This is a genomic window from Devosia sp. Root685 (assembly GCF_001427875.1).
Lineage (GTDB): Bacteria > Pseudomonadota > Alphaproteobacteria > Rhizobiales > Devosiaceae > Devosia.
The window spans coordinates 125,836-144,149 of sequence record NZ_LMHK01000003.1 but is presented as its reverse complement, the minus strand read 5'-3'; the positions used below and the strand labels follow the sequence as shown (position 1 = coordinate 144,149).

The window sequence follows — 18,314 nt, the reverse complement described above, 5'->3', positions numbered from 1 at the left end:
GCGCGCCTAGTTTGCCGCCAATCGGCTTCCGGAGATTTTTATGGGTTTCAAAACCATCGCAAAACTCGGCGCCATGCTGACATTCGGCGCCTCGCTTGCCGGCTGCATCGACGCAAAGGTTGATATCGAGCTCACCAGCCAAACCACGGCCAAAACCACGATGACCCAGGTCATGAGCGCCGATTTCTACGCCATGTTCAAGATGAACGCCTCGGAAAGCGAACCGGCCACCGGCGAGTTCTGCTCCGGCGGCACGCTCACCGAAAATGCCGATGGCAGCGCCACCTGCACCATGACCGAAACAGGCACGTTCGAGCAATTGACCGCCGGCGAAGAGTCGAAGGCCCTGGTCTTCACCCCGGCCGGTCCGGGCCTGGTGCGTGTCGCCCTGCCGACCGCCGACATGATGGGCGAACTCAGTTCCGAGGAATTGGACGCGGAAACCAAGCAGATGGTGGAAGCCTTTTTCACCGGCCATAGCGTGACGATCCGCATTACCGGGGCCGAGATCACCGAGACCAATATGAAGATCAGCGCGGACAAAAAATCGGCCGAAACCGAGCTGCCTTTCCTCGACCTGATCAACGGCACCGCCGATCTGCCGGACGAACTCTTTGCCGTGGTGCGCGCGAAATGAGCGGTTCTATCTCGATTCCCCTCCAGTGGCTCCCCCATGGCGCAGGCCTCTCCGTGCCCAAAGTGCAGACCGCCCTCTCGGCCGGCGCCGATCTCTACGCCGCGGTCGATGCCGACGCGCCCATCACCCTAAAACCCGGCGCCCGCGCGCTGATCCCCTGCGGCTTTGCCATGGCGCTACCCGCCGGCTACGAAGCGCAGGTGCGTCCCCGTTCCGGCCTTGCCGCCAAGCATGGGGTGACGGTGCTCAATTCGCCCGGTACGATCGATGCCGATTATCGCGGCGAAGTAAAAGTGATCCTCGTCAATCTCGGCGCCGAGGATTTCGTCGTCACCCGCGGCGAGCGCGTCGCCCAGATGGTCGTCGCCCCCGTGGTGCAGCCGATCTTTGGCCAAGTGGAGGAACTCGATGAAACCGAACGCGGCTCTGGTGGTTTTGGCTCGACGGGTCGCTAGTGTTTTTGGGCTTTTTGGCCTGATGGCCTCACCCGCTCTGGCGGGTGACCGGGCCTTGATCGACTTCATCGGCTTTTCGCCCGATGCCAAATATTTCGCCTTCGAGGAATTCGGCATCCAGGACGGTTCTGGTTCGGCCTATTCCAATATTTTCGTCATCGACCTCGAAAACGACTCCTGGCTCGATGGCACCCCGATCCGCGCCCAGGCCGAGGAGGGCGACGACAGCGAAAACCTCCTCGCCATCCGCTCGAAGGCCAATAGCGAGGCGCTGAAATTCATCGCCGATAACAAGATCTTCGTGCCCGCCGAAATCGCCGCGCTCAATGCCGATGGCGAAATCGAGGAAGATCCGGCCCGGCTCGCCTTCATGTTCCCAATTCCGGGTCCAGGGATGGAGACCGCGAGCTACCAGCTCGAAATCTCGACCTTTGCCGCAACCTCCTCCGAGGATTGCGCCGGCTATTTCGGCAATCCTCCGCTTGGCTTTGAACTGACCGTCTTCGATGGCAAAGAAACCAGAAGTCTCCACCGCGATGGGGACACCCTGCCGGGCTCGCGCAGCTGCCCATACACCTATCGGCCCTATGCCGTGCTCGTGCCGGGGATCGGTGCGTCGCAACACGCAGGCGTCGTCATCGTCTCCTATACGCGCGGCGGCTTTGAAGGCCCCGATCGCCGCTTCCTCGCGGTGCCACTTGCCTTCTGATTCTCCCCTTTCACCCGAGGAAACCCGCCGCTATGCGCGCCACCTCGTCCTCAAGGGGTTTGGTGGCACCGCCCAGCAAAAACTGAAGGCGGCCAGCGTGCTCATTGTCGGCGCCGGCGGCCTCGGCAGCCCGGCTCTCGCCTATCTCGCCGCGGCAGGGATCGGCCGGCTCGGCATTGTCGATCCCGACAGCGTGTCCCTTTCCAATCTGCAGCGCCAGATCGTCCACACAACGGCCGGCCTGGGCACGCTAAAGGCGGACAGCGCCAAAAGTTTTGCGGAAAATCTCAATCCACACGTGGTCGTAGACGCCATCCCCGAGGCCGTCACCGCAGCCAATGCGGCGGATATTCTTGCGCCCTACGATCTCGTCCTCGACGGCACCGACAATCTCGTCACCCGCCGCCTCGTGGCCGCCGCAGCAGCAGCCCAGCAAAAGCCCCTCGTCTCCGGCGCCGTCTCGATGTTTTCCGGCCAGGTCACCGTCTTCGCCCCCCATCTCGGCGGCCCCCGCCACGACGCGCTCTTTTCCGAGGATGCCGACGACGACAGCCTCCCCTCCTGCGAACTCAACGGCATTTTGGGGCCCGTCACCGGCGTCATCGGCACGCTCATGGCCATGGAAGCGATCAAACTGATCACCGGCACCGGCACGCCGCTGATCGGCCGGGCGCTTATCTACGACGCGCGCGACGCGCAGTTTTCCGAGATTGCCTACTGAAGCTCCCGCAATTCCCGCGCCACCCACTCAATCACCCCTGCCAATCTTCGCGGCACGAACTGGCGCGAGGGATAGACCGCGTGAATGGGCAGCGCGAGTTTCTTCCAGCCCGTAAGCACCTCGACCAGCCTGCCGCTGGCCAAATCTCCCTCCACCAGCACCCGCGGCGCATAGGCGAGCCCAACGCCTTCCAGCGCCGCCGCGCGCATGGCCTCGCCATTATCGACCCCAAAATTGCCCTTCACCGCCGCCGAAACCTCGCGCCCCCCAGCGTCCCAAAAGCTCCAATGGTCGCGCGGCGAAAGGTTGAGGCTGATGACGCAGCGATGCCTACCCAATTCATCGGGATGGCCCGGCGTCCCCGCGCGCCGCAGATAATCGGGCGAGGCGCAGCAAGCAAAATCATAGGTGCCGATGCGCCGCGCGATCAGGCTCGACGGCTTCAGATTGCCAATGCGAAACGCCAGATCAAACCCCTCGGCCACCAGATCCACATTGCGATCGAGCAGCGTCATTTCCACCGAAACGGCAGGATGCGCATTGGTAAAACGCGCCAGAGCCGGGGTGAGCAATTTGACGCCCAGCGTCGTCGAGCCGCTGATCCTGATATGCCCGACCAGATCCTCCGCCTGCGGATGGGCGATATCGTCGAGCTGCTCCACCTCCTCGAGGATTTTTAGCGCCTTGGCGAGAAACGCCTGCCCCGTCTCGGTCAGCCGCTGGCTGCGCGTCGTGCGCTCGATCAGTTTGACGCCATAGTCCGCTTCGAGCGCCAGGATGCGCCGCCCCACCATGGCCGGCGACACGTTGAGCCGCCCCGCAGCCTTGGAAAAGCTGCCTGAGGTTGCCGCGGTCACAAAGGTGCGCAAATTGACGAGGTCGACCATTCGATACTTTTTTGAACTTCTCTTCCAACCATTGAAGACATTCACGTTGCAATCGTCCAGCCCTATTTTCCTCTCATCGAAACCGCCACACGGAGAGAAGAAATGACCACCGCAATCATCGGTCTTGGAAATATGGGTTCGGGCCTCGCCCGCCGTCTTGCCGGCAACGGCAATCTGGTGCTCGCCGCCCGCAATGAAGCCGCTGCGACGACCCTCGCTCAGGACATCGGCGCCAAGAGCGCGTCCGTCGACGCCGCCATCGCCGCTGCCGATACCGTCATCCTCGCCCTGCCCTATGACGCAGCGCTGGCGCTGGCAAAATCGGGGGCGCTGGATGGCAAGGTGGTCGTCGATATCTCCAATCCGGTAAAGCCGGACTTTTCGGGTCTTGCCTTCGGCTTTGACACCTCGGCTGCCGAAGAAATCCAGAAGGCCGCCCCCGGCGCCAAGGTCGTCAAGGCCTTCAACACCATCTTTGCCAGCCTCTTTGCCGCCCCCCGCGACAACACGGCCAATGTGCCCGTTTTCCTCGCCGGCGAAGACGCTGCCCTCGAAAAGGTCGAAACGCTGGTCAAGAATGCCGGCTTTGCCGTCGAAAAAACCGGCACGCTCGACGCCGCCCGCCTCCTCGAACCTCTCGGCATGCTCAACATCCGCTTCGGCTACGGCCTCGGCCGCGGCACGTCGATTGCGCCGGCCTGGCTGAGCGTTTGATCCTCGGCTCGACACAGACGCCGCCACACACTCGATTGTCACCCCGGCGAAGGCCGGGGCCCATCCTGAGATCTCAAGATGGATCCCGGCCCTCGCCGGGATGACAGCCGGTGGGGGGCGTGAAGGTAGAACCTCCAAAAAACAAAAAAGGCGGGCCCAAAAGCCCGCCTTCTTCAATTCCACAGATACCGTCGCCTTACTTGGGCGCCAGCACCATGACCATCTGGCGGCCTTCGGAGCGGGGCTGGCTTTCCACCTTGGCGATGGTTTCCATCTGCTCCTTGACCTTGACGAGCAGCGACATGCCGATGTCCTGGTGCGCCATTTCGCGGCCACGGAAACGCATCGTCACTTTCACGCGGTCGCCTTCGCCCAGGAACCGTTGCACAGCTTTCATCTTGGTCTCGTAGTCATGGGTATCGATGTTCGGCCGGAGCTGAACTTCCTTGACTTCGATGACCTTCTGCTTCTTGCGCGCTTCGGCCGCCTTTTTCTGGGCAGCATATTTGAAACGGCCAAGATCGAGCATCTTGGCGACCGGCGGAGCAGAGTTCGCGGCGATCAGCACGAGGTCGAGCCCGGCTTCCTGCGCTTCTGCAAGCGCGACGCGCGTTGAAACTATGCCGCGGTTTTCACCTTCGGCATCGATAAGCTGGACGTCGGGGCTGGTAATGTCCTCATTGGCAAGCGGCCCATCTTTTTGGGGCGCCGTTGGTCTCATTGGACGACGAATGGCAAGCGTTCCTTGTGCTATTCAAGCGAGGGGGTGAATTCGGGCCTAAAATCGTGTTAGCGGGTTAAGAAGTCAACAGCCGGATATGCTGATTTTCCCGGTGTTGCGCCCGGGGAACGCTTATTCGTTTGCCGGTAAAGATCGCAAACGGCCAAAGAGTTCCGCGTGACTTCCCTTCCCTCACAGTTCCTTAGCATTGGCGAAGCTGAAAAGCACCGCAATATCGCCTATGTCCAGCGCCCCGGAAAAACCCCGGGACTTTTCTGGCTCAATGGTTTCCGCTCGGTAATGACCGGGCTCAAAGCCAGCGCCCTCGACACATTTGGCGCCGAGATGGGCTTTGAGGTGACGCGATTCGATTATTCCGGCCATGGCGAGTCGGGGGGCGAATTCGACCACGGCACCATCACCCGCTGGCTCGAAGAAACCATCGCGGTCTTCAACCAGACCCACGGACCGCAAATCGTTATCGGCTCCTCGATGGGCGGCTGGCTCGCCTTGCTCCTCGCCCGGCATCTGCTCGAAACCGGCGAAAAGCGTTTGCTGGGCCTGATCCTCATCGCCCCGGCGGTCGATGCGACACGCGACCTCATCCCCACCCGCTTCACGCCCGAACAGTTTTCCGCCCTTGCCGAACAGGGCTTTGTCGAGCGCCTGAGCCAATATGGCGACGGCGACTATCGCTATACCAAAACCCTGCTCGAGGACGGCGAGAACCACCAGCTCTTCGGCCGCGTCATCGAAACCGGCTGCCCCGTCCATATCCTCCAAGGCGGCCAAGACCCGGACGTGCCCCCCGCCCATGCGCAAAAGCTGCTGACGCACATCCTCCACGATCCCGTCACGTTCACGCTGATCCCCGACGGGGACCATAGGCTCAGTCGTGAGGGAGATCTGGAAAGGTTGCGGCAGGCAGTGCTGGGGATGATGCCGTAGACACACCCTCCCGCCCTCCCCATCAAGGGGACTGTTTACTTTGGACTGCTCAGCGCTCTTAACAACCTCGGCGTCATTCCCGCGAAAGCGGGAATCCCCTTGCACCGAAACAGAGATTCCCGCTTTCGCGGGAATGACGCGGTGAAAGAGGATGAACCAGCGAAGTCCAAAGTAAACACTCCCCCATCAAAGGGGGAGGTGAAGAGACAGTGGTCGACCCGAGATGTTGGCAAACACTGGATGCAACACCTCCCCCTTGATGGGGGAGGATGGGAGGGGGTGGTGCAGCCCGCGCGATACTATCGCGCCCCCGCATTCCGCATCCGGATCATCGAGAACATCAGGCTCGACGCTTTCACCCCATCATGAAGCGCCCACAGCGACGGCAGCACTTTTAGCGTCACACCTTCGGCCGCAATCGCCCCCGGCAGATCGTCCAAAACCTCCATCGCCAGCGGTTCTATGGCGCCATAGGACACCCAATAGCCCGCGCCCTCGTCCTGCAGCACGAAGCCGTCTTTGGGCATGACATAGCGATGCAGCTTTTCATTCTGCACCCGCACCCGCCAATCCGCCTCGATAGCAATCACCGCGGTTTCGTCACTGAGAAACCGCTCAATATCCGCGCCCAGGCTTTCCGGCCCGGCGCGAAAGCACACGCGCGGGCAATGGCGTGGCAGTAGGTAGTTCGCAATCCGCTGGTCCGAAATCGCCCAGACCACCGGCTCGGCGGTATAGGCCGAGGGCCGGGGCTCGAAGCGGGCAATAGTGGGATCATCGCTGAGATGAAACAGCTTCACCGCGTCGCAAGCCGGCTCTTCTGCTGCCCGGCATCATCAAAATTGTCGGGGCTCAGCCAGCGCTCATATTCGGCCCGCAGTGCCGGCCATTCGCCGTCCACAATCGAGAACCAGGCCGTATCGCGGCTCTCGCCCTTGATGATCATGTCCTGGCGAAACACGCCCTCATGCTTGAAGCCAAAGCGCGTCGCCGCGGCCTTCGAGGGCTCGTTGCGATCATTGCATTTCCACTCGAAACGCCGATAGCCGAGGTCATCAAAGGCATGGCGCGCAAAGAGATAGAGCGCCTCGGTCGCCATTTGCGTGCGCGCCATGGGCAGTCCCCAATAGACCCCGCCGATCTCGATGGAGCCGTGTTCCGGGCGAATGCGCATCCAGCCCTGCTGGCCCAGTGCCTTGCCACTGGCTTTGTCGATGATGGCCACATAGGCGGGGTCGGTCCCGGCATTGGCCTCCTCGATGCGGGCTTCCATGTCCGCCACGCTCACCGGCGCGTTGCTAAAAAGCCAGCGATAGCGCTCGGCGCCGCCTTCCATCGTGGAAACGGCCAGCAAGTCCGCCGCATGGCGCCTGTCCAGCGGCTCCAATCGCACATATCGCCCTTCGAGCACGATCCGCTCAGGTGCAGACTTTGCGGGTTTGACGCTCATCGAAACGCCTTCCAGATGGCTTCGAGCCCGGCTTGATAGTTGGGATAAAGCAGTTCGATCCCCAGCGCTTGCTTGATCGCCCTGTTCGAAACCCGCTTATTGTCGCGATAAAAACTGCGCGCCATCGGCGTCATCTCGGCCGTCTCGAAATCCACCTCGGCCGGCGGCTCCACGCCCATCTTTTCGGCCGCATAAGTAATGAGATCCTGGGGCGGTCCCGGCGCATCGTCAGCGAGATTGAAAATCCCGTCGAGCCGCCGCTCCGTCGCCAGCATGGTTACGCGGGCAATGTCTTCCACATGGATGCGATTGAATACCTGCCCCGGTTTTATCACCCGCCGCGCCGTGCCATCGGCCAATTTGTCAAAGCTCGAGCGTCCCGGCCCATAGATGCCGGCGAGGCGCAGAATACAGAGCGGCACACCGCGTGCCCGCGCATAGTCGATCCACTCTTCTTCGGCGCTGGCGCGCACGCCCGAGCGCAGATTGCGCGGGCTCAGCGGCGCTGATTCGTCGATCCAGGCGCCGCCGAAATCCCCGTAGACCCCGACCGTGGAATAATAGCAGAGCCATTGCAAATTGGGCATGGCGTCGAGATCGGCACGATGGTGGCGCAACACCACATCGCCGGTTTCGTCGGGCGCGATCGAGACCACCACATGCGTGCTATCCCGCAGCACTGCGGCTACGTCGGGCCCCGGCGCAGTGCCGTCGAAGACGACTGCGGAAAGACCGCTTTTTGTTAACCGATTGGCCTTGTCCGACGTTCTCACTGTTCCCAGTGTGCTAGCGAACTCGCCACTCATTTGCATGAGTTGCGCACTCGCCTGCGACGAATAGCCAAGGCCGAAAAAGAACGTGCGCATAATCTATCCCCGGCCCTAAAAGTCGAGGTCGGCATATCCCTTGCTCGGCGGCATGGCAACGACGCGGTCGTTGAGGAGGGTCCGGAAGGCCGGGCGCGATTTCAGCCGCGAATACCAGTCGCGCGTCTCGGCGGCCTTCGACCAATCGATATCGCCGAGATAATCAAGCGTGGACAAATGCGCGGCCAGGGCAAAATCGGCCAGCGTCATCTCTTCGCCGGCCAGCCATTTGCGGCTTGCCAGCAGCCAGTTGAAATAGAGCATATGCTCGGCAAGGTTGGCCTTGGCCGCCCGCAAAACCGAGGGTTCGGGCGTCGCGCCCTTGAGATCGCGTTTGGCGATTTTTTCCTCAACGAGATAGCGCGTCACTTCGTCGTTGAATTTGACCAGCATCCATTCGACCAGCCGCCACATTTCGGCGCGATCAAGCGGATGGGTCGGCATCAAACCGCCAACGGTTTCAAGGGTGTAGATATCTTCCACAACATGGATCGAGGCGAGAATGCCGATGATCGGCACCTCATCGTCGGTCACCAGGATAGGCAAGGTTGCCGCAGGGTTGAGGTCCAGCAGATGCGGTTCACGCAGCCAGGGCTTGATCTCCTCCACGTCCAGCGGCACGCCATATTCGGCACACATGAGCCGAATAAGCCGCGAGGCGGGATCGAGAGGATGGTGCACGAGTGTCGGCATGAAGGGGCCCCGGTTGACGCGAAGCTGCCTTGCTTGGTCCCTCGCTTGGCGCGGTAGACGAACACCGTTAAGAGAGGGGGCAAAACGGCCCAAGAGACGAGTTAGGAGATCAGATGAACGCGGATCAAGGTCTTTTTGTGCCCCTTATTCTGGGAATTCTGGAAGGCCTTACCGAATTCCTACCGGTCAGCTCCACTGGTCACCTTTTGTTAGCAGGTCATTTCTTCGGCCTGACCCAGCCGGCGACCTTCGTTGTGCTCATCCAATTGGGCGCAATTCTTGCTGTGGTCACGGTCTATTTCGCCAAATTGGGCATGCTCATTCGCGATGCTCTGACCGGCAAGGCCTATGCCTGGCAGTTCGCTCTCACGGTGGTTATCGCCTGCGTCCCGGCGGTGATCGCGGGGGTGCTCCTGCGCGATTTCATCCAGGGTGACCTTTGGGAATCAGCGGCGTTGATCTGCTGGTCGCTGCTCATCGGCGGCTTTGTCCTCCTTGTGGTCGATCGCCTGAAGTTGCAACCAAAGTACGACGATATCTACACTTTTCCCTGGCACCTGGCGGCGATCATCGGTCTATTCCAGATGATCTCGTTGATCCCCGGTGTTTCGCGTTCCGGCTCGACTGTTGTCGGCGGCATGCTCTTTGGCGCCTCCAAGCGCGCGGCGGCCGAGTTCACGTTTTTCGTCGCTCTCCCCATCATGGTCGGCGCTTTCGGCTATGACCTCTACAAGAGCCGCGACCTGATCGACGCGTCCATTGCCCTCAATGTCGCCGTGGGCTTTGCCGCCGCCTTCGTCGTCGGCGCGATCGTCGTGCGCTACCTCCTCAACTTCGTCTCCCGCTACGGTTTCGCCCCCTTCGCCTGGTGGCGCATTGCTGTGGGTATCTTTGGGCTGGTGGGGATTTATTTCTTCGGGCGATAGCCCCTAAAGCCCATGACCTTGCTCAGTAGCCCTCATCCTGAGGCGCGGAGCGCAGCGTAGCCTCGAAGGGCGGGGGCGTGCCCCGATGTTTCCCTGCCACGTCCTCGTGGTTCGAGGCTTTGCTGCGCAAAGCACCTCACCATGAGGACTACTGAAACAAAAGCCCTCCTAACGGAGGGCTTTTTCATTTCACGTGTCGATCTCTTACCGCCGCGTCGAGGGATCAACGCCCTTATAGGTCGCTGGAATCGAAAAATACGAGCGCGGAATTTCGACGCCCTTTTCGACGTCATAAAGCGAAAAGGTCAGCTCCGAGCCGCTGGGCTCAACCAGGCTCCACTGCGCCAGGTCCTTGGTCTCGACGTCGAAAATCAGCGACACCTGCACCGTGCCGGCCACCGTCTCGTCGATGATGGTAATGGCCATATAGCCGTCCGAGGTCGTGACATCGATCACATTGGCATTCATGAGGTTGATCTGATCGCCCAAGAACTGGCGCAACGGGATCGTGTCCTGCGGATAGGCGTAATAAGTCTCTTCCTGCCGGTTGAGCACGTAGAAGCCACGGCCCACCGAGACGATTTCTTCCCGGCTGGGCGGATTATAGCGGAAGCGCACCTTGTCCGGCCGTTCGAGGAAGAACGTGCCTTCGGTGCGCCCGCCATTGGTGTCGATCTGGAGAAACCGGCCCACCATGGTGCGGATTGCCGAATTATGCGTGTTGATCTCGGTGATGAGCTGCTGCTCTTCTGGCGTCAGTGTCCGTCCCTGAGCCAGGGCCGGCACGATGGGAGCCAAAACGGCGGCAACACCAAGAAGGAGAGCATGGCGGCGAATCATCGGCGGGATATCCTCGCTGGGTTTTTAGTCTGATAAACTAACCTAGGAAGCAATTGCGGCAAGAGGTGGAAAGTTCCACCGGCCGGAGGGGGACGACAATGCGCAAATTGGTGATGTGCTTAACGCTGCTTTTTGGGACGACGCTGCCAGCCTTCGCGGCCCTGCCACCGCAATACCAGCGAAGCGCCGAATTTGCCGCCGTCCTGAACGTCGCGACCGAGGTTCTGGGCATCGGCAACCTCATCGACGCCATCGAGACGAGCGAGCCCGATATCTATTCGGTGCGCTCTGGCGCATGCACGCTCATCGTGCGGATCGTCGATACGCCGAAAAAACAAGAGCCCGGCTGGGCCGGTCCGCGCCAGTTCGAAGCCGTAGCGGACCCACTCACCTGCTGAACAAGACCCCCACCTGGCTAGCCACTCGGGCGTAGCCCTCGCGGCCTTCTCGCCTAAAATTGCGCCACTGGCGCAATTTTGCCTGCGGCCGGTTCGAAGCCCCTGAAGGGGGAGGGATCTGCCGGTGGCTCACCACCATCGCGGCAAACTCAATGCGTCCCTCCCCCTCTGCAGGGGGAGGTTAGGTGGGGGTAGACGCTCCGCCCACCAAAAGCAAAAGCCTCGGCGCAAAACCGAGGCTTTTCAATTCATTAGTAAAACTACCTAGTAGCCGTCGGCATTGTTCCCGACCAGGATTTCGCGCTTGCCGGCATGGTTGGCCGGGCTGATGACGCCCTCGCGTTCCATGCGCTCGATCAGCGTTGCCGCCTTGTTGTAGCCGATGGCCAGGCGCCGCTGCACATAGGAGGTGGAGGCCTTCTTGTCGGTGAGAACGACATGCACGGCCTTGTCATAGAGCTCGTCGCCCGAGCCCGCATAATCGTCGCCCCCGCCGGACCCGCCGGCATCCATGCCGCCTTCGTCTTCGTCGGCGGTGACCGAATCGAGATAATCCGGGGCGCCCTGGCTCTTGAGATGATTGACCACCGCCTCGACCTCGTTGTCCGACACGAAGGCGCCATGGAGGCGCTTGGTGCGGCCGCCCGAGGCCATATAGAGCATGTCGCCATTGCCCAGGAGCTGCTCGGCGCCCTGCTCGCCCAGAATCGTGCGCGAGTCGATTTTGCTGGTCACCATGAACGAGATACGCGTGGGGAAATTGGCCTTGATCGTGCCGGTGATGACGTCGACGGAGGGGCGCTGGGTGGCGGTGACGATATGGATGCCGGCGGCGCGGGCCATCTGGGCAAGGCGCTGAATGGCGCCTTCGATGTCCTTGCCGGCAACCATCATCAGGTCGGCCATTTCGTCAACGATCACGACGATATAGGGGAGCGGTGCGAGATCGAATTCTTCGCTCTCGTAGATCGCCTCGCCGGTTTCGCGATCAAAGCCGGTCTGCACGGTACGGCTGATGGTGCGGCCTTCCTTGGCCGCTTCCGAGACGCGCTGGTTGAAACCATCGATATTGCGCACCCCGATCTTGCTCATCTTGCGATAGCGATCTTCCATCTCGCGCACGGCCCATTTGAGCGCCACCACGGCCTTTTGCGGGTCGGTCACGACCGGGGTGAGCAGATGCGGAATGCCATCATAGATCGAGAGCTCGAGCATTTTGGGATCGATCATGATCATGCGGCACTGCTCGGGCGTCATCTGGTAGAGCAGCGAGAGAATGAAGGTATTGATACCCACCGACTTGCCCGAGCCGGTGGTACCGGCGATCAGCAAGTGCGGCATGCGCGCGAGATCGGCGATGATCGGCTCGCCGCCAATGGTCTTGCCGAGGCAGATCGGCAGCTTGCCCTTCATCTTCTCGAAGTCGGACGAGGCCAGCATTTCGCGGAAATAGACGGTTTCGCGCGTCTGGTTGGGCAGTTCGATGCCGATGGCATTGCGGCCCGGCACCACAGCGACGCGGGCGGAAATGGCCGACATGGAGCGGGCAATATCGTCGGCCAGCGAAATGACGCGTGAGGACTTGATCCCGGGAGCCGGCTCCAGCTCGAACAGGGTGACGACCGGGCCGGGGCGGACATTGATGATGTCGCCCTTGACGCCAAAGTCGCTCAAAACCTCTTCGAGACGGCGCGCCATCGCTTCGAGCCGTTCGGGCGCATGCTCGGCCGAGGGTCCGGAGCGCTTGGGTTCGGCAAGCAGGCTCAGCGCCGGCAGCTCAAAGCCTTGCGGCTCATCGAGGAGGCTCGGCTGGGCTTCGCGGAACTGGCGCTGGCCCTGTGCCGGGCGGGGCGCGGGCGCGGTAACGCGCGGGGCGGTGTGATCGACCGGCTGAAAGCGCGAATCGCCGCGCTGGGTATGATTGGCCACGGCCGGGTGCTGGGCGATCGGCATGTCCGGCTCGAAGGGGATCGAATCATCCTCGGCTTCGTCGGGATAATCGATTTCGGTTTCGCCATAAGCCGGACCCGCATTGATGCGCGGCGATACCACGGGCGAGGCTTCGAAAGCCGGCTCGACCGGGGCATGAATACGCCGCTGGGTGGGCGCAAAAGCCGGCTCTTCGGCGCCGGGGCCGCGCGAGGTGACGGAAACGTCGAGGTCCGGCTCCTGGCCGTGCTCGCGCCATTCTTCCTCTTCCTCGTGGCGGGCCGCCTGGGCGGCACGGGCACGGCGCCAGGCGGTGCGCATGGAATAGCCCATATGCACCACGGCGCCGAGCGCCACTTCCATCAGCGGATTGGCTTCGCGCTCGTCGTCTTCCTCAACCTGCGCCGATTTGCGGGAGCCCTTGGCCGGCATGGCGGGCACGGAGGTGCCAAGGCCCATGGCGATCCAGAGAAGCGCAAAAGCGGGTACGGCGATGATGACGGCGAAAAGCGCGCCGGTGATCGGCTGTGGGTCGGCGCCGGCGATCATGGCGGCAAGATTGGTGAAGAGCATGCCCGCAAGCCCACCGAGTCCGGTCGGCAGCGGCCAGCTTGCCGGGGTCGGCAGGAACGAAAAAACCCCGGTCGAAAGCAGGATAGCGCCGAGCCAGGAGAGGCTGCGCAGCACGACATGGGTCAGCCGGCGTTTTCGCAGCAGCGCCCAGCTCCAGAGCGCCGGCGGCACGATGGCGACAATGCCGCCAAGCCCGAGGAACTGAAAAACCAGATCGGCAATGACGGCGCCGGGATAACCGAGCCAGTTTTCCGCAATCTTGCCCGTGGCATAGGAAAGCGAGGGGTCATCGACCGACCAGGAGCTCAGCGAGAGCAGCAGGATCGTGACGACGCCCAAGAGCACCATGCCGGCGATTCTGAGCGGAATGCGGATGGCGATAACCGGCGCGGGCTTAGGCATGGCCTGCGCCTTTTGGCGGGCAGACCCACGCGGCGGCACGGGGCGAACATCATCGAGCGTCGGAACGGGATGGCTGGGCATGACACGCATTACTGTTCGGGGGACACGACCCATTCGCGGTCCCCGTATCGCCTGCCATGCTAGAGCGAGGTGGTTAATCTCGTGCTAACCATCGACCAGAGCATCATCAGAACGAGAAATTTCTGCTTCGTCCGCTAAGCTTTCCCAGGGAGTGCGGCCCACCATTGTGCGTGGGAAGCCTCTGTGGCGGGCCAAGAGGAAGCAGGCCGCACACCGCGAGAAAGCGTTGGCAGGCGGCACCGAAGCGCCGCCTGCCGGGGAGGGATCAGTTGTAGGCGCGTTCGCCGTGGCTCGTGAGATCGAGACCATCGCTTTCGCCGGCCTCGCTGACGCGAGCACCGCCGAAGATGGCCTTGACGATGAGCATGGCAACCAGGGCCACGACACCGGACCAGACGATGGCAACGATAACGGCCAGGAACTGGGTGACCAGCTGGCCGCCCATGGCGTAGCCCTCGGCACCAAAGCCGCCCAGAGCCGGGTCAGCGACGATGGCCGTGCCGATGGCGCCGACAATGCCGCCCACGCCGTGGATGCCGAACACGTCGAGCGAGTCGTCATATTTGAGCATCGGCTTGAGGGTGACGACGGCCCAGAGGCAGACGAAACCGGTGACGGCACCCAGAACGATCGAGCCGAAGGTACCGGCAAAGCCGGCGGCCGGGGTGATGGCCACGAGACCGGCAACGGCGCCCGAAACAAAGCCCAGGGCCGAAGCATGGCCACGGGTGATCTTTTCGCCGACGGCCCAGGCAATGGCGGCAGCGGCAGGCGCAGTGATGGTGTTGAGGAAGGCTTGAGCCGCAAGGCCATTGGCCCCGAGTGCCGAACCAGCGTTGAAGCCGAACCAGCCAACCCAGAGGAGCGAAGCGCCGATGAACACGAAGATCAGGTTATGCGGAGCGATCGGCTCCTTCATGTAGCCAAGACGTGGCCCGAGCACGATGGCGGCGACGAGAGCGGCCACACCGGAGTTGATATGCACGACGGTGCCGCCGGCAAAGTCGAGGGCGCCCATGTTGAAGAACAGGCCCGCACCCGACCACACCATGTGGGCTATCGGCAGATAGGCGAAGGTGAACCAGATGGCGAGGAACGCCATGACCGCACCGAACTTCATGCGCTCGGCAATGCCGCCAACGACCAGGGTCGCCGTGATACAGGCAAAGGTCAGCTGGAAGACCACGAAGACCAGTTCGGGGATCGTGCCCGAAACCGAATCAGGGGTCACATTGGCCAAGAAGAGGTTGGAGAAGTCACCGATGAAGGCCGAGATACCGCCTTCGGACGGGCCCGAGAAGGCCAGCGAATAGCCATAGGCCACCCAGAGAAGGGCGATCATCGAGAAGGCGCCGAACACCTGGGTGACGACGGACAAGACGTTCTTGCCGCGGACGAGGCCGCCGTAGAACAGAGCAACGCCCGGGATGGTCATCAGAATGACGAGCAGGGTCGAAACGATCATCCAGGCGGTATCGCCGGTATCGATGGTGGCGACTTCCTCGGCAGCAGCGGCAACTTCGGGCGCCGCGTCCTGGGCAAAGGCCGGAAGGGCCAGCAGCAGGGAGGCCAGCGCAGCACTCCCCAAGAGTTTGGACATCTTCATTGTTCTTGTCTCCAGTTGGGGAAGGGCCTAGAGGGCGGACGCGCCGGTTTCACCGGTGCGAATACGGGTGACCGCGAGCAGATCGAGCACGAAAATCTTGCCGTCGCCGATGCGGCCGGTCTGGGCCGAGTCGCGAATGGCATTGCTCACCTGGTCGGCGAGGCTGTCATCGACAGCGATTTCGAGCTTCAGCTTGGGCAGGAAATGCACGGCATATTCGGTGCCGCGATAGATTTCCGAATGACCCTTCTGACGTCCGTAGCCCTTCACCTCGGTCACGGTCATGCCGTGAACGTCGAGAGAATTGAGCGCCTGCCGGACCTCTTCCAGCCGCGACGGCTTTATGATGGCAACCACCAGTTTCATTTGACCCCCTTTGGCGCCGCTCCGGCGCGTTTCGGTATGGCGACATGAATTCAAGTGCCGTGCCAAACCAAAGGGCACGGATTTTCGCCACTTTTACAATGGCTTAACCAGAGACCGCGAAGCAGCGACTCGCATTTGGGCAGAAGTGCGCCGCTTTTTTGTGCGCACGAACCGATATTTGCCTGTTTTTTAAACACCACAATTGACGCCGCGGCATTGGGCGCACTTGCACCGGAGCGCCCTGCGCCCGACAATGAATGAAAGACGCAAGGAGACGGCGATGAGCGCAGCGGCACCGGAGCATTTCGACGTGGCAATTGTTGGCGGCGGGCCGGTGGGCATGACCCTGGCGCTGGCGCTGGTTCAATCCATGCGCGGCATGCGGGTCGCTCTCATCGACCGCCGGCCGCTGAGCGTCCCCAAAGACAATCGCGCCTCGGCGATCGCCGCAGGTGTGCGCCGGGTTTTCGACGCGCTCGGCGTCTGGGGGGAGATGGAGGCGCAGTCCCAGCCGATCACCGCCATGCGCATTACCGATTCGGGCAGTGGCGACATCGCGCGTCCGCTTTTTCTGCAATTTGACGGCGAGGTCGCGCCCGGCGAGGCCTTTGCCCATATGGTGCCTAATACGGCAAGTCAGGCAGCCCTCCTCGGGGCCATGGGCGGCCTCGTCACCGTCATCGCCCCCGCCGACATTGCCGATTGGTCGGAAGGCCGGCTCACCCTTGCCGATGGACGGACAATCGTCGCGCCTGTGATCGTTGCTGCGGACGGCGCGCAATCGGCGCTGCGCCAGCGCGCCGGCATTACGACATCGGGCCACGACTATCACCAGACCGGGCTCGTTGCGACCATCGCGCATGAGCTGGCCCATGACGGGGTCGCCTACGAACATTTCCGACCCTCCGGCCCCTTTGCGAGCCTCCCGCTCAAGGGCAATCGCTCCTCGCTCGTCTGGACCGAGACAAGCGAGAACGCCAAGGCATTCCTCGCCATGGACAGCGACCAACTGGCCCTCGAAATCGAGGCCGTCATGGGGTCAAGCCTCGGCGCCGTCACGCTCGAAGACAAATTGATGGGGTTTCCGCTGCGCCTGCAGATCGCCCGCGATTTCGTCGGGCCGCGTCTGGCGCTGGTCGGCGATGCGGCCCATGTGGTCCACCCCATCGCCGGGCAGGGACTCAATCTCGGTTTGAAGGATGTCGCGGCGCTGGCCGAAGTGATCGTCGATGCCATTCGCCTCGGGCTCGATCACGGCAGCAACGATGTTCTCGCCCGCTATCAGGCCTGGCGCCGCCTCGATACGGCCAGCATGGTCATGGTGACCGATGGCATGAACCGGCTCTTTTCCAACGATGTCGCCCCCGTGCGCGCCATCCGCGATTTCGGCCTCGGGCTGGTCGATCGCGCCGGTCCGCTCAAGGACGCGATGATCCGCGCCGCCGCGGGCGTCTCGCAAAACGGCCCAAAACTCTTGAGCGGCCTGCCGATCTAGTGCGGCTGGCGCGAAAGCGTCTGCAACTCTTCCGGCTCGACATTGCGCGCTTCTTCGAGACTCAATAGCGGCACGCCCTGCACAATGGGAAAAGCCAACCGCGCGGCAATTGAGATCAGTTCCTTGTGGTCGCCCGAGAGCGTCAACCGCGTCTTGGTCAGCGGACAGACCAGCATTTCGAGCACCTGCCGGTCGACGATGTGGCGGGGATCGGCCGGGGTTTCCGCCATCAGTTGAGCGGCACGGCGCCTTTGCCGCCGCCGGCCATTTCATATTCGGTCATGGCGATCAGCGTTTCCGCCCGGTCGTTGAGCGTCTGCGCTTCGAGCAGTACCTGCTTTTCGGCCGGCCCGTAGGGCGAAACCATGGCGCAGAAATTGACGAGATCCGCCGTGCCGGTGCGCTCGATCTCTTCCCAGTTGAGATCGATGCTGGCGAATTCGGCATAGTCGCGCATCATTTTGACGAACCGCACCCGGTCGACCACTGCTTCCCCATCATTGCGGATGAAATCAGCCTCAAAGCCTTCCACGGAAATTTTCGCCTGGCGATAGGCGGTGCCACGGTCCAGTTCTTCGCGGATGCGAAACCGCGTCACCCCTTCAAGAATGACGAAATAGCGTCCGTCGCCGCTTTCCTCGAAATGCGTCATCCGGCCAAGACAGCCGACCTTATGGAGCGGCACTTGCCCAACCGGGCTTTCTTCGCTCGCGTCTTCGGGCTGGATCAGCCCGATCAACCTATCGGTCGACAGCGCGAAATCGACCATCTCGATATAGCGCGGCTCGAAAATATTGAGCGGCCGGTGCGAATAGGGCAGCAGCAGCGCCCCGCTCAGCGGAAAGATCGGGACCAGTTCCGGCACCTGGGCAGGGCTGGTGGGGCGCTGCGGCATAT

Annotated in this window: 21 protein-coding genes; 9 read left to right on the top strand and 12 right to left on the bottom strand. The window is 62.1% G+C overall.

Annotated elements, in window-relative coordinates:
• Positions 1–40 precede the first annotated feature (40 nt).
• The 4 genes from ASD83_RS15890 to ASD83_RS15875 are packed head-to-tail and all read left to right on the top strand — an operon-like array spanning position 41 to position 2,522.
• Positions 41–637 (top strand): hypothetical protein, encoded by a 597-nt coding sequence (locus ASD83_RS15890; RefSeq protein WP_056312731.1) that lies wholly within the window; start codon positions 41–43, stop codon positions 635–637.
• Positions 634–1,092 carry a dUTP diphosphatase gene (gene dut / locus ASD83_RS15885; protein ID WP_056312729.1) on the top strand — a complete coding sequence of 153 codons (459 nt, stop codon included), beginning with the start codon at positions 634–636 and terminating at the stop codon, positions 1,090–1,092. The genes ASD83_RS15890 and dut overlap by 4 nt, the downstream gene beginning before the upstream one ends.
• Positions 1,046–1,801: a DUF2259 domain-containing protein gene (locus ASD83_RS21360; protein ID WP_082561273.1), complete on the top strand. Its 756-nt coding sequence runs from the start codon at positions 1,046–1,048 to the stop codon at positions 1,799–1,801. The genes dut and ASD83_RS21360 overlap by 47 nt, the downstream gene beginning before the upstream one ends.
• Complete coding sequence (locus tag ASD83_RS15875) at positions 1,791–2,522, top strand: HesA/MoeB/ThiF family protein (protein ID WP_056312725.1); 732 nt, start codon at positions 1,791–1,793, stop codon at positions 2,520–2,522. Before ASD83_RS21360 ends, ASD83_RS15875 begins: the two co-directional genes overlap by 11 nt.
• On the opposite strand, the gene ASD83_RS15870 is transcribed toward ASD83_RS15875, so the two are convergent.
• Positions 2,516–3,409 carry a LysR family transcriptional regulator gene (locus ASD83_RS15870; RefSeq protein WP_056312723.1) on the bottom strand — a complete coding sequence of 298 codons (894 nt, stop codon included), beginning with the start codon at positions 3,407–3,409 and terminating at the stop codon, positions 2,516–2,518. The genes ASD83_RS15875 and ASD83_RS15870 overlap by 7 nt on opposite strands.
• Positions 3,410–3,484: 75 nt before the next feature.
• Between ASD83_RS15870 and ASD83_RS15865 the strand changes: the two genes are divergently transcribed.
• Entirely contained in the window at positions 3,485–4,123 is a 639-nt protein-coding gene (locus tag ASD83_RS15865) for an NADPH-dependent F420 reductase (RefSeq protein WP_413813503.1), read from the top strand.
• Positions 4,124–4,319: 196 nt separating this feature from the next.
• Here ASD83_RS15865 and infC read toward each other — a convergent pair whose 3' ends face one another.
• Complete coding sequence (gene infC / locus ASD83_RS15860) at positions 4,320–4,856, bottom strand: translation initiation factor IF-3 (RefSeq protein ID WP_200946532.1); 537 nt, start codon at positions 4,854–4,856, stop codon at positions 4,320–4,322.
• Between the two features lie 165 nt (positions 4,857–5,021).
• Between infC and ASD83_RS15855 the strand changes: the two genes are divergently transcribed.
• Positions 5,022–5,792, top strand: a complete 771-nt coding sequence (locus ASD83_RS15855) for an alpha/beta hydrolase (protein WP_056312717.1) — start codon at positions 5,022–5,024, stop codon at positions 5,790–5,792.
• A gap of 299 nt (positions 5,793–6,091) precedes the next feature.
• On the opposite strand, the gene ASD83_RS15850 is transcribed toward ASD83_RS15855, so the two are convergent.
• The 4 genes from ASD83_RS15850 to ASD83_RS15835 are packed head-to-tail and all read right to left on the bottom strand — an operon-like array spanning position 6,092 to position 8,801.
• On the bottom strand, positions 6,092–6,592 hold the full coding sequence (locus ASD83_RS15850; protein ID WP_056312715.1) for a DUF6886 family protein: 501 nt from the start codon (positions 6,590–6,592) through the stop codon (positions 6,092–6,094).
• Complete coding sequence (locus ASD83_RS15845) at positions 6,589–7,242, bottom strand: GNAT family N-acetyltransferase (protein ID WP_056312713.1); 654 nt, start codon at positions 7,240–7,242, stop codon at positions 6,589–6,591. The genes ASD83_RS15850 and ASD83_RS15845 overlap by 4 nt, the downstream gene beginning before the upstream one ends.
• The gene (locus ASD83_RS15840) at positions 7,239–8,108 is read right to left on the bottom strand and encodes an SDR family oxidoreductase (protein ID WP_056312711.1); all 870 of its coding nucleotides are present in this window, start codon (positions 8,106–8,108) and stop codon (positions 7,239–7,241) included. Before ASD83_RS15840 ends, ASD83_RS15845 begins: the two co-directional genes overlap by 4 nt.
• Before the next feature lie 15 nt (positions 8,109–8,123).
• On the bottom strand, positions 8,124–8,801 hold the full coding sequence (locus tag ASD83_RS15835) for a glutathione S-transferase family protein (RefSeq protein WP_056312709.1): 678 nt from the start codon (positions 8,799–8,801) through the stop codon (positions 8,124–8,126).
• A 113-nt stretch (positions 8,802–8,914) separates the two neighbouring features.
• Here ASD83_RS15835 and ASD83_RS15830 point away from each other — a divergent pair, with 113 nt between their 5' ends.
• Entirely contained in the window at positions 8,915–9,727 is an 813-nt protein-coding gene (locus ASD83_RS15830; RefSeq protein WP_056312707.1) for an undecaprenyl-diphosphate phosphatase, read from the top strand.
• Positions 9,728–9,931: 204 nt separating this feature from the next.
• On the opposite strand, the gene ASD83_RS15825 is transcribed toward ASD83_RS15830, so the two are convergent.
• Entirely contained in the window at positions 9,932–10,567 is a 636-nt protein-coding gene (locus ASD83_RS15825; protein WP_056312705.1) for a LolA family protein, read from the bottom strand.
• A gap of 98 nt (positions 10,568–10,665) precedes the next feature.
• Here ASD83_RS15825 and ASD83_RS15820 point away from each other — a divergent pair, with 98 nt between their 5' ends.
• On the top strand, positions 10,666–10,965 hold the full coding sequence (locus ASD83_RS15820; RefSeq protein WP_056312703.1) for a hypothetical protein: 300 nt from the start codon (positions 10,666–10,668) through the stop codon (positions 10,963–10,965).
• 264 nt (positions 10,966–11,229) lie between these two features.
• On the opposite strand, the gene ASD83_RS15815 is transcribed toward ASD83_RS15820, so the two are convergent.
• The 3 genes from ASD83_RS15815 to ASD83_RS15805 form a co-directional block, all read right to left on the bottom strand.
• A complete protein-coding gene (locus ASD83_RS15815; protein ID WP_056313305.1) occupies positions 11,230–13,869 on the bottom strand; it encodes an FtsK/SpoIIIE family DNA translocase in 2,640 nt (879 codons plus the stop codon).
• Positions 13,870–14,215: 346 nt separating this feature from the next.
• Positions 14,216–15,556 (bottom strand): ammonium transporter, encoded by a 1,341-nt coding sequence (locus tag ASD83_RS15810; protein ID WP_056312701.1) that lies wholly within the window; start codon positions 15,554–15,556, stop codon positions 14,216–14,218.
• Positions 15,557–15,583: 27 nt separating this feature from the next.
• Positions 15,584–15,922, bottom strand: coding sequence for a P-II family nitrogen regulator (locus ASD83_RS15805; RefSeq protein WP_046142773.1), 339 nt, complete (start codon positions 15,920–15,922; stop codon positions 15,584–15,586).
• 280 nt (positions 15,923–16,202) lie between these two features.
• Between ASD83_RS15805 and ASD83_RS15800 the strand changes: the two genes are divergently transcribed.
• Positions 16,203–17,417, top strand: a complete 1,215-nt coding sequence (locus ASD83_RS15800; protein ID WP_056313303.1) for an FAD-dependent monooxygenase — start codon at positions 16,203–16,205, stop codon at positions 17,415–17,417.
• On the opposite strand, the gene ASD83_RS15795 is transcribed toward ASD83_RS15800, so the two are convergent.
• Complete coding sequence (locus ASD83_RS15795) at positions 17,414–17,647, bottom strand: Trm112 family protein (protein WP_056312699.1); 234 nt, start codon at positions 17,645–17,647, stop codon at positions 17,414–17,416. The genes ASD83_RS15800 and ASD83_RS15795 overlap by 4 nt on opposite strands.
• Complete coding sequence (locus ASD83_RS15790; protein ID WP_056312698.1) at positions 17,647–18,312, bottom strand: LON peptidase substrate-binding domain-containing protein; 666 nt, start codon at positions 18,310–18,312, stop codon at positions 17,647–17,649. Before ASD83_RS15790 ends, ASD83_RS15795 begins: the two co-directional genes overlap by 1 nt.
• Positions 18,313–18,314: the final 2 nt, after the last annotated feature.